We start from the raw sequence: 10,618 nt of genomic DNA, 5'->3' as shown, positions 1-10,618 counted from the left end.
ATCGCCGCCGTCAGCGACGTCTTGCCATGGTCGACGTGACCAATCGTGCCAATGTTCACATGAGGCTTAGTGCGCTCGAATTTACCTTTTGCCATGTGATCTCTCCATTCCTGCCAGCCCGTGCGGGCCTTGAATTAAGTTACTGATGCAACTCGTTTCGAGTTACGCGTATTTCTTCTGGACTTCCTGGGCGACCGCGGTCGGGACCGGTTCGTAATGGTCGAACTGCATCGTATAGGCCGCGCGGCCCTGGCTCATCGAGCGAAGGTTGTCCACGTATTTGAACATGTTGGCGAGCGGCACCATCGCGTTGATGACCACAGCGACGCCACGAGCTTCCTGGCCCTGGATCTGGCCGCGACGGCCATTCAGGTCGCCGATAACACTGCCGACGTAATCTTCCGGCGTCACCACTTCGACCTTCATGATCGGCTCGAGCAACTGCACGCCAAGCTTGGGCGCTGCTTCGCGGAAGCAGGCGCGGCCGGCGATTTCGAAGGCCAGAACCGACGAGTCCACGTCGTGGTAGGCGCCATCGATCAGCGTCGCCTTGACGCCGATCATCGGGAAGCCGGCGAACGGGCCTGAGGTCATGACGCTGTTGATGCCCTTTTCGACACCGGGGATGTATTCCTTCGGCACAGCGCCGCCGACGATCTTGGTTTCGAACTCGAATTCGCTGCTTTCGGGATTCGGCTCGAACAGGATCTTGACGCGGGCGAACTGGCCGGTACCGCCGGTCTGCTTCTTGTGCGTGTAGTCCTGCTCGTGCTTGCGGGTGATCGTCTCGCGGTAGGCCACCTGCGGCGCGCCGACATTGGCCTCGACCTTGAACTCGCGACGCATGCGGTCGACGATGATGTCGAGGTGAAGTTCACCCATGCCGGAGATGATCGTCTGGCCGCTTTCCTCGTCGGTCTTGACGCGGAAGGACGGATCCTCGGCGGCCAGGCGGTGAAGGGCGAGGCCCATCTTTTCCTGGTCGTTCTTGGTCTTCGGCTCGATGGCGATCTGGATGACCGGATCGGGGAATTCCATGCGCTCGAGGATGACCGGATGCAGCGGATCACTGAGCGTGTCGCCGGTGGTGGTGTCCTTGAGACCAGCGAGGGCGACGATGTCGCCTGCAAACGCCTCTTCGACGTCGGCGCGCGAATTCGCATGCATCTGCAACATGCGGCCGATGCGCTCTTTCTTGCCCTTCACGGTGTTGTCCACCGAGATGCCCTTGGTGAGCTTGCCCGAATAGATGCGGGCAAACGTGAGCGAACCGACGAACGGGTCGTTCATGATCTTGAAGGCAAGCATCGACAGCGGCTCGTTGTCGTCGGCATGACGCTCGATCTCGGCGTCGGTCTTGGCGTCGACGCCCTTGATGGCCGGGACATCGGCCGGCGACGGCAGATATTCGACGACGGCGTCGAGCAGCGGCTGCACGCCCTTGTTCTTGAAGGCCGAACCGCAGAACATCGGATAGAACTTCACCGCGATCGTGCCCTTGCGGATGAGCGCACGGATCTCGTCGTTGCTCGGCATCTTGCCTTCGAGGTAATTCTCGAGCGCCGTCTCGTCCATTTCGACGGCGGCCTCGATCATCTTCTCGCGGTATTCTTCGGCACGAGCCTTGAGGTCGGCAGGGATCTCGACGATGTCCCAGGCAGCGCCCAGCGTCTCGTCGCGCCAGACCAGCGCGTTCATCTCGACGAGGTCGACGACACCCTTGAACTCGGTCTCGGCGCCGATCGGCAGCTGCATGACGACGGCATGCGCACCGAGGCGCGAACCGATCATCTCGACCGAGCGGTAGAAGTCGGCGCCGATCTTGTCCATCTTATTGCAGAAGATCATGCGCGGGACGCGATACTTGTCAGCCTGGCGCCAGACGGTCTCGGTCTGCGGCTCGACACCGGCATTGGCATCGAGCAGCGCGATGGCGCCGTCGAGCACGCGCAGCGAACGCTCGACCTCGATGGTGAAGTCGACGTGGCCGGGGGTGTCGATGATGTTGAAGCGATGCATCTTGCCGTCGCGACCCTTCCAGAAGGTCGTGGTGGCGGCCGACGTGATGGTGATGCCGCGCTCCTGCTCCTGCTCCATCCAGTCCATGGTCGCAGCACCGTCGTGGACTTCGCCGATCTTGTGCGACTTGCCCGTGTAATAGAGGACGCGCTCGGTGGTCGTCGTCTTGCCGGCGTCGATGTGCGCCATGATACCGAAATTGCGGTAGTCTTCGATTTTATATTCGCGGGCCATGGGAGGTGCCTCTTCAGTCTCGTTCGCGCTTTACCAGCGGTAGTGCGCGAAAGCGCGGTTGGCTTCTGCCATCTTGTGGGTGTCTTCACGCTTCTTGACAGCGGTGCCGCGGTTGTTGGCCGCGTCCATCAGCTCGCCGGAGAGGCGGTCGACCATAGTGGTCTCGTTGCGGTTGCGGGCGGCAGCGATCAGCCAGCGGATGGCCAATGCCTGACGGCGCTCGGGGCGCACGTCGACCGGAACCTGGTAGGTGGCGCCGCCGACGCGGCGCGAACGCACTTCCACATGCGGCGCGACATTGTCGAGCGCCTGATGGAAGACGGTGACCGGCTCCTGCTTGGTCTTGGACTGGACCTGATCGAGCGCGCCGTAGACGATGGTCTCGGCAACCGACTTCTTGCCGTCATACATGACGGCATTCATGAACTTGGTGACGATCAGATCGCCGAACTTCGGGTCCGGATTGATCTCACGCTTTTCTGCACTGTGACGACGGGACATTTTTTCTCTGCCTCAATTCTACGCGGTGGCCTGGATCCCGGATCGTCGCTTGACGCCGTCCGGAACGACCTTGGCTACGCTTCGGTCACTTCGGACGCTTGGCGCCGTATTTCGAACGGCGCTGCTTGCGGTTCTTCACGCCTTGCGTGTCGAGCACGCCGCGGATGATGTGGTAACGGACGCCCGGAAGATCCTTGACGCGACCGCCGCGGATCATCACCACCGAGTGCTCCTGAAGGTTGTGGCCTTCGCCGGGGATGTAACCGATCACTTCAAAACCATTGGTCAGGCGGATCTTGGCCACCTTGCGCAGCGCCGAGTTCGGCTTCTTCGGCGTCGTGGTGTAGACGCGCGTGCAGACGCCCCGCTTCTGCGGGTTCTGCTGCATGGCCGGGACCTTGTTGCGCTTCACCGGCGCAATGCGCGGCTTGCGGATCAGCTGGTTGACGGTAGGCATTAAACCCTCTTGTCTCTCAATTCCGTGTCTTGCCCGGTCAGGGCCGCTCAAAGCGTCATTTCCATACGCAAATTCGGGCCACAAACCGCGCCTCGCGGTCTTGCCCGAACAAATGGCAGAGGAAGCGGAAGCCGCTTCATGCACGCCGGAAATGTCTTTTCGCTCGTAAAACGAACCCTGTTTGAGGCAAACTCCAAAGCGTGTCGCTTCGGAAGCGAGAGCCTCACATCGGTTCTGACTGGGCGGCTTCTACTCGTATGGCCACTGTCCGTCAACCCCGGAGCGGCAAATATTGCGCTGAACCCGAGGCTTGGCAGCCATGCGAAAAACGCATGTAATTTTCTTGCGCCGTTTTTTCAAGAGGAAGGCAGAAAGTGACCGGCTTGCGGCTGTTTCCACGCGGTGCTTCGTGCGAAAAGGCGGCATGAACAGCCCAAAACCCCTCGCCCGGAGGTACGAACCCGTGAATGACAATGAGGAGCGCCCGGTCACCATTATTACCGGCCGGGTGTGGAAGCGCAAAGGCGGCAAGCCGGAAGGCGTGCATGTGATGCTGGTCGCGCCGGACGACGATTCGGCGGTGCGCCGCGCTCTCGAATCACTCGCCGCGGAAGGTTACGCCGAGGCCGAGCTCGATCAGATCGGCGACCTGGACGGCGTGCCCGACGAGGAGCCGCATCTGTCCGCCTATCAGGGCGCGCTCGAAGGCGAAGTATCGATCGTGACGTTCGATGTGCCGATCTGAAGAGATCTGAATCGCGGTCGATCTCGCGGGCCGGCGACACAAGCCGGCGACTTGCCCGGCACAAGTTCTCTGCTAAGAAGCGACCTCTGGCAAAACCAAGCACACTCAACCTGCGGAGTTCCCATGTCCTCTAGTCCCATCAAGCTCGGCATCGTCGGCGTGGGAAAGATCGTCCGCGACCAGCACCTGCCGGCGCTGGCGAAGGACCACGACTATCGCCTGGTCGCCGCAGCGAGCCGCCACGGGAAAGTCGAAGACACCCCGAATTTCCCGACGATCGAGGCGATGCTTGACGCGGTGCCGGAGCTCGAGGCGGTGTCGCTGTGCATGCCGCCGCAGTTTCGCTATGACGCAGCGCGCACGGCGCTGGCGGCGAAAAAGCATGTCTTCTTGGAAAAGCCGCCCGGCGCCACGGTCAGCGAGGTCGAAGACCTGAAGGCCCTGGCGGCAGCGAACGGCGTCTGCCTGTTCGCCAGCTGGCATTCACGCTATGCGCCGGCCGTCGAAGCTGCACGTGCATTCCTCAGCTCGACTACGATCTGGTCGGCCGCCATCAACTGGAAGGAAGACGTGCGCCGCTGGCATCCGAATCAGGAATGGATCTGGGCTCCCGGCGGCTTTGGCGTCTTCGATCCCGGCATCAACGCGCTGTCGATCGCCACCCACATCCTGCCGCCGATGTTCATCGGCTCGGCAGAGCTCGATTTCCCCGAGAACCGCGCGGCTCCGATCGCCGCCCATATCGCCTTCCGCACTTCGAACGGTCTGCCGGTCACGATGGAACTCGACTGGCGTCAGACCGGCCCGCAAAGCTGGGACATTCTGGCTGATACCGAGGCCGGATCGATGGTGCTTTCTGGTGGCGGCTCAAAGCTCGCCATCGATGGCCGCGTCGTTCACGAGGAGCCGGAAGCGGAATACCCGATGCTCTACAAGCGATTCGCCGAGATCGTGCGCGCCGGCACCTCCGACGTCGATCTCGCGCCCCTGCAGCACGTCGCCGACGCCTTCATGCTCGGCAGGCGCAATGTGGTCGAGGCGTTTTTCGATTGATATTGACGCCGGTAGAGCGACCTTGAATGTTCCGGATCACCTTGGCTTGCGGTCCGGGAATTCTCCCGCACGAGGCGCAGAAGTAACGGGAGCCGTCCGGTGTCCTTGTTCAAGTTCGCTCATGAAATCTTGAACCACCACCTCGAGATCGGCCTGCCCCCAACCAAGCTCGGTGATTTCTCCATATCGAATGAAATTTGAACGGTCGAACCCGCCTTCAATGTCATTGTAGGAAATCACGCTCCGGCCGATCAAACCTACGACCCAGATGCGATGATCACTCCCAGCAGGAGAGTGATGCAGCCATTCTTCCGGTTCGATCTTGATCAGCTCCCAAAGTCTTCGCTGCCCAAAGCTCATGCGATCTCGGCCAGCGTTGATCAATTCCCAGATGGTTGCCTCGTTCAATTGACGATTCCTTCAAAAGCCAGCCGCCGGTGGCAGCTTCAGTCGACGATCGCTATGGCAAAGCCGTCATAGCCCTTGGCGCCAACAGTCTGGATGGCGGTGCCTTGCAGACGCTTGTCGCTGCCGATGAACGAGAACGCCGCGCGTGCCCCTTCGACATTGGCGTCGCGGCCATCTTCGTTCACCACCGCGCCGTCACGGATGACATTGTCGCAGACGATGACGGTCCCCGGCCTCGAAAGACGCTTGGCCCACGACAGATAGTGCGGGTTGTTCGGCTTGTCGGCGTCGATGAAGATGAAGTCGAACGGCCCGGCATGCTCGGCGCCTAACGCCGCAAGCGATTGAAGCGCCGGTCCGACCCGCAGTTCCACCCGGTCCGACACCCCTGCCCGTTCAAAGTTCGACCGCGCGACACTGGCGTGGTGCGGATCAAGCTCGAGCGTCACGACCTTGCCGTCCACGGGCAACGCGCGCGCCATCCAGATTGTCGAATAGCCGCCCAACGTGCCGATTTCGAGTACCTTCTTCGCTCCCTGTATTCGCGCAAGAAGTGACAGCAGCTTGCCCTGCGCCGGCGAAACATCGATCGCCGGCAGGCCGTGTCATGGTTAGCCGCCAGAACGGCATCGAGGGCAGCATCCGCCTCGAAAAGAGCCTCGACAATATAGTCGTCGACAGAAGCCCAGGTCTTCCTGCTCATCGTTCTCCTCCGATCCGATTGGGGAACCACAATGCGAAAAGGGGCCACTTGGGCCCCTTTTCTATCTTTTCTTTCTGTCGCGCTTACTGCGCGGCGGAAGCCATGTCGGTCAGCATCGGCTCGGCGACCTCGACGCCGGACGCCTTGCGGCGCTCGTCGATGATCAGCTCGTCGCGCGAGGTGGCGATGCGCCGGATCTGGCTCATCGTACCGCCGGTACCGGCCGGGATCAGCCGGCCGACGATGACGTTTTCCTTCAGCCCCTGCAGCATGTCGGTCTTGCCGGCAACCGCAGCTTCGGTCAGCACCCTCGTCGTCTCCTGGAAGGAGGCGGCGGAGATGAAGGACGGCGTCTGCAGCGAGGCCTTGGTGATGCCGAGCAGCACCGGCTGGCCTTCGGCCGGCTTCTTGCCCTCCTCGACCAGGCGCTCGTTGACCTCTTCCAGCTCGATCACGTCGACGTGGTCGCCCGGAATGTAGGTCGAATCGCCCTGCGTGGTGATCTCGACCTTCTGCAGCATCTGGCGAACGATCACCTCGATGTGCTTGTCGTTGATCGACACGCCCTGCAGTCGGTAGACCTCCTGGATCTCATTGACGAGGTAGGAGGCAAGCGCCTCCACGCCCTTGATCGCCAGGATGTCGTGCGGCGCCGGATTGCCGTCGAGGATGTAGTCGCCTTTCTCGATGACGTCGCCGTCCTGGAGATGGAACGGCTTGCCCTTCGGGATCAGGTATTCGACCGGCTCAAGCGTCGAGTCATGCGGCTCGATGATGATGCGGCGCTTGTTCTTGTAGTCGCGGCCGAAGCGGATCGTGCCATCGATCTCGGCGATGATGGCGTGATCCTTCGGACGGCGTGCCTCGAACAGTTCGGCCACACGCGGCAGACCACCGGTGATGTCCTTGGTCTTGGCGCTTTCCATCGGAATACGCGCCAGCACGTCGCCGGGGCGAACCTGTGCGCCCGGCTCGACCGAAAGAATGGCCTCGACCGAGAGCAGGAAGCGGGCGTCGCCGCCCTTGGACAGCTTGCCGACCTTGCCCTTGGCGTCCTGGATGGCAATCGCCGGCTTGAGGTCGTTGCCGCGTGGCGTCGAGCGCCAGTCGATGACCTCACGCTTGGTGATGCCGGTCGATTCGTCGGCCGTTTCCTGAACGGAAATGCCGTCGACCAGATCCTCGTACGACACCCTGCCCTCGATTTCGGTGAGGACCGGGCGGGTATAGGGATCCCACTCGGCGATACGCTGGCCGCGCTTAACCTTGTCGCCATCGTCCACGAAGATGCGCGAACCATAGGTGACACGGTGCGTGGCGCGCTCCTTGCCGGCTTCGTCGAGGATCAGCACCGCCATGTTGCGGCCCATGACCATCAGCTGGCCGTCGGAGTTGCGCACCACGTTGCGGTTGCGGATCTCGACCTTGCCCTCATACGAGGCTTCAAGGAACGACGAGTCCACCACCTGCGCCGTACCGCCCATGTGGAAGGTACGCATGGTGAGCTGGGTGCCCGGCTCGCCGATCGACTGCGCCGCGATGACGCCGACAGCCTCGCCCTGGTTGACCGGGGTGCCGCGGGCCAGATCGCGTCCGTAGCAGACCGCGCAGACGCCAACCCTGACTTCGCAGGTCAGCGCCGAGCGGATGCGGACCGACTGGACGCCAGCCTTTTCGATCTGTTCCACGTCGCGCTCGTCCATCAGCGTTCCAGCCTTGACCAGAACCTCGCCCGACACCGGATGGGTGATGTCGTCGAGCGACGTACGGCCGAGCACGCGCTGGCCGACGGAAGCGACGACCTGGCCGGCATCGACGATCGGCTGCATGGTGAGGCCCTTGTCGGTGCCGCAGTCGACGGAGTTGACGATGCAGTCCTGCGCCACATCGACCAGACGACGGGTGAGGTAGCCCGAGTTCGCCGTCTTCAAGGCGGTGTCGGCCAGACCCTTGCGGGCGCCGTGGGTCGAGTTGAAGTACTCGAGCACGGTCAGGCCTTCCTTGAAGTTCGAGATGATCGGCGTCTCGATGATTTCACCCGACGGCTTGGCCATCAGGCCGCGCATGCCGGCGAGCTGGCGCATCTGGGTGGGCGAGCCACGCGCACCGGAGTGCGACATCATGTAGATCGAGTTCATCGGCTTTTGACGGCCATTGTCCTCGAACTCGACCGCCTTGATGCGGGCCATCATTTCGTCGGCGACCTTTTCCGAGCACTTGGCCCAGGCGTCGACGACCTTGTTGTACTTCTCGCCCTGCGTGATCAGACCGTCATTGTACTGCTGCTCGTACTCCTTGGCCAAAGCCTCGGTGTCGGACACCAGCTTGATCTTGGCGTCCGGGATCAGCATGTCGTCCTTGCCGAACGAAATGCCGGCACGGCAGGCGTGGCTGAAGCCGAGAGCCATGATGCGATCGCAGAAAATGACCGTCTCCTTCTGACCGCAATGGCGGTAGACGGTGTCGATCATCTTGGAGATGTTCTTCTTGGTCATCTCCTGGTTGGCGGTCTCGTAGGGCACGTTGTGGTTCTTCGGCAGAAGCTCGCCGATGATCATGCGGCCAGGCGTGGTGTCGTAGATCTTCGACACGACCTTGCCGTCGGCGTCGACCGTGCGGAAGCGCCCCTTGATCTTGGCATGCAGCGTCACCGCCTTGGTCTCGAGCGCGTGCTGGAGCTCGCCCATGTCGGCAAACACCATGCCCTCGCCCGGCTCGTTCTGGTTGACGATCGAGAGATAGTAGAGACCGAGAACCATGTCCTGCGACGGCACGATGATCGGCGCACCGGAAGCCGGGTGCAGGATGTTGTTGGTCGACATCATCAGCACGCGGGCCTCGAGCTGCGCTTCCAGCGACAGCGGCACGTGGACCGCCATCTGGTCGCCGTCGAAGTCGGCGTTGAAGGCCGTGCAGACCAGCGGGTGAAGCTGGATCGCCTTGCCTTCGATCAGGATCGGCTCGAACGCCTGGATGCCGAGGCGGTGCAGCGTCGGTGCGCGGTTCAAAAGCACCGGATGCTCGCGGATGACCTCGTCGAGGATATCCCAGACCTCCGGACGCTCCTTCTCGACAAGCTTCTTCGCCTGCTTGACGGTCGAGGAGTAACCCTTGGCGTCGAGACGGGCGTAGATGAAGGGCTTGAACAGCTCGAGCGCCATCTTCTTCGGCAGGCCGCACTGGTGCAACTTGAGCTCCGGACCGGTGACGATGACCGAGCGGCCGGAATAGTCGACGCGCTTGCCGAGCAGGTTCTGGCGGAACCGGCCCTGCTTGCCCTTCAGCATATCCGACAGCGACTTCAGCGGACGCTTGTTGGCGCCGGTGATGACGCGGCCGCGGCGGCCGTTGTCGAACAGCGCATCGACGGCTTCCTGCAGCATGCGCTTTTCATTGCGCACGATGATGCCGGGAGCGCGCAGCTCGATCAGCCGCTTCAAGCGGTTATTGCGGTTGATGACGCGGCGATAGAGATCGTTCAGATCCGACGTGGCGAAACGGCCGCCGTCCAGCGGGACAAGCGGACGCAGGTCCGGCGGGATCACCGGAACCACCTTCATGATCATCCATTCCGGACGGTTGCCGGATTCCATGAAGTTCTCGACGACCTTGAGCCGCTTCAGGTACTTCTTCTGCTTGAGCTCGGAGGTGGTCGAAGCCAGTTCCGAACGCAGATCGCCGGCGATCTTCTCGAGGTCCATGCCGGCCAGAAGGTCGTGGATCGCCTCGGCGCCGATCATGGCCGTGAACGAGTCCTCGCCATACTCGTCGACGGCCATCATGTACTCTTCCTCGCTGAGGAGCTGGTGCTCCTTCAGCGCGGTGAGGCCGGGCTCGGTGACGATGTAGTTCTCGAAGTAGAGAACGCGCTCAATATCCTTCAGTGTCATGTCGAGCAGCGTGCCGATGCGCGACGGCAGCGACTTCAGGAACCAGATGTGGGCGACCGGTGCCGCCAGCTCGATATGGCCCATGCGCTCGCGGCGGACGCGCGACAGCGTGACTTCGACGCCGCACTTCTCGCAGATGACGCCCTTGTACTTCATGCGCTTGTACTTGCCGCACAGACACTCATAGTCCTTGATCGGACCAAAAATGCGCGCGCAGAACAGGCCGTCACGCTCCGGCTTGAAGGTGCGGTAGTTGATGGTCTCCGGCTTCTTGATCTCGCCGAACGACCAGGACAGAATCTTCTCAGGGCTGGCAAGCGAGATCCGGATCGAATCGAACACCTGCGCAGGCGCCTGGGGATTGAAGAGATTCATGACCTCTTGGTTCATGCCGTTCTCCTTTTCGGGGTCCTCGAAAACCCCTTGCATCTAGCGCGGGCCAAACGCCCGCCGACTTGATCGGCCATCGGCCGAGAATTTGGTGCGTCCGGGGGCGGGGGGTCCCCCGCCCGGCCGGGTTGGTGTTAGGGCGCCGGGGGGGGCCGGGGTGGGGTTTAGGCGGGGAGTGGTGTTTGACACTCGGCCGTTTGTGCCGGGGGCCGCGGTTT

Annotated in this window: 8 protein-coding genes and 1 pseudogene; 2 read left to right on the top strand and 7 right to left on the bottom strand. The window is 62.1% G+C overall.

Annotation, left to right across the window (positions count from 1 at the left end; all coding sequences use genetic code 11):
- The 4 genes from NKJ40_RS31195 to rpsL form a co-directional block, all read right to left on the bottom strand.
- Positions 1–95 (bottom strand): GTP-binding protein (locus NKJ40_RS31195; RefSeq protein WP_032936484.1); only part of this gene is annotated, 95 nt, incomplete at its 3' end.
- Between the two features lie 67 nt (positions 96–162).
- Positions 163–2,253, bottom strand: coding sequence for an elongation factor G (gene fusA, locus NKJ40_RS31190; protein WP_023680448.1), 2,091 nt, complete (start codon positions 2,251–2,253; stop codon positions 163–165).
- A 30-nt stretch (positions 2,254–2,283) separates the two neighbouring features.
- Complete coding sequence (gene rpsG, locus NKJ40_RS31185; protein WP_008875664.1) at positions 2,284–2,754, bottom strand: 30S ribosomal protein S7; 471 nt, start codon at positions 2,752–2,754, stop codon at positions 2,284–2,286.
- An 85-nt stretch (positions 2,755–2,839) separates the two neighbouring features.
- A complete protein-coding gene (gene rpsL / locus NKJ40_RS31180) occupies positions 2,840–3,211 on the bottom strand; it encodes a 30S ribosomal protein S12 (protein WP_006333356.1) in 372 nt (123 codons plus the stop codon).
- 463 nt (positions 3,212–3,674) lie between these two features.
- Here rpsL and NKJ40_RS31175 point away from each other — a divergent pair, with 463 nt between their 5' ends.
- Positions 3,675–3,956, top strand: coding sequence for a transcriptional regulator (locus tag NKJ40_RS31175; RefSeq protein ID WP_254817147.1), 282 nt, complete (start codon positions 3,675–3,677; stop codon positions 3,954–3,956).
- Between the two features lie 123 nt (positions 3,957–4,079).
- Complete coding sequence (locus NKJ40_RS31170; protein ID WP_352469315.1) at positions 4,080–5,009, top strand: Gfo/Idh/MocA family protein; 930 nt, start codon at positions 4,080–4,082, stop codon at positions 5,007–5,009.
- A 36-nt stretch (positions 5,010–5,045) separates the two neighbouring features.
- Here the strand turns inward: NKJ40_RS31170 and NKJ40_RS31165 are convergent, their stop codons facing one another.
- From NKJ40_RS31165 to rpoC, 3 genes and pseudogenes are all read right to left on the bottom strand, one after another.
- Entirely contained in the window at positions 5,046–5,417 is a 372-nt protein-coding gene (locus NKJ40_RS31165; RefSeq protein WP_352469314.1) for a hypothetical protein, read from the bottom strand.
- A gap of 38 nt (positions 5,418–5,455) precedes the next feature.
- A pseudogene (locus NKJ40_RS31160) lies at positions 5,456–6,120 on the bottom strand (O-methyltransferase).
- 83 nt (positions 6,121–6,203) lie between these two features.
- Positions 6,204–10,400: a DNA-directed RNA polymerase subunit beta' gene (gene rpoC, locus NKJ40_RS31155; protein ID WP_352469313.1), complete on the bottom strand. Its 4,197-nt coding sequence runs from the start codon at positions 10,398–10,400 to the stop codon at positions 6,204–6,206.
- Positions 10,401–10,618: the final 218 nt, after the last annotated feature.

This window comes from Mesorhizobium sp. M0119 (assembly GCF_040322615.1).
In the GTDB taxonomy this organism is placed as follows: Bacteria; Pseudomonadota; Alphaproteobacteria; order Rhizobiales; family Rhizobiaceae; genus Mesorhizobium.
The sequence above is the reverse complement of the archived record's forward strand: the minus strand, read 5'-3'. Positions and strand labels throughout refer to the sequence as shown.

What these genes read in the sequence shown, in the direction of transcription:
- fusA (WP_023680448.1), bottom strand. Translation starts at nt 2,253, where the DNA reads ATGGCCCGCGAATATAAAATCGAAGACTACCGCAATTTCGGTATCATG.
- rpsG (WP_008875664.1), bottom strand. Translation starts at nt 2,754, where the DNA reads ATGTCCCGTCGTCACAGTGCAGAAAAGCGTGAGATCAATCCGGACCCG.
- rpoC (WP_352469313.1), bottom strand. Translation starts at nt 10,400, where the DNA reads ATGAACCAAGAGGTCATGAATCTCTTCAATCCCCAGGCGCCTGCGCAG.
- rpsL (WP_006333356.1), bottom strand. Translation starts at nt 3,211, where the DNA reads ATGCCTACCGTCAACCAGCTGATCCGCAAGCCGCGCATTGCGCCGGTG.
- NKJ40_RS31170 (WP_352469315.1), top strand. Translation starts at nt 4,080, where the DNA reads ATGTCCTCTAGTCCCATCAAGCTCGGCATCGTCGGCGTGGGAAAGATC.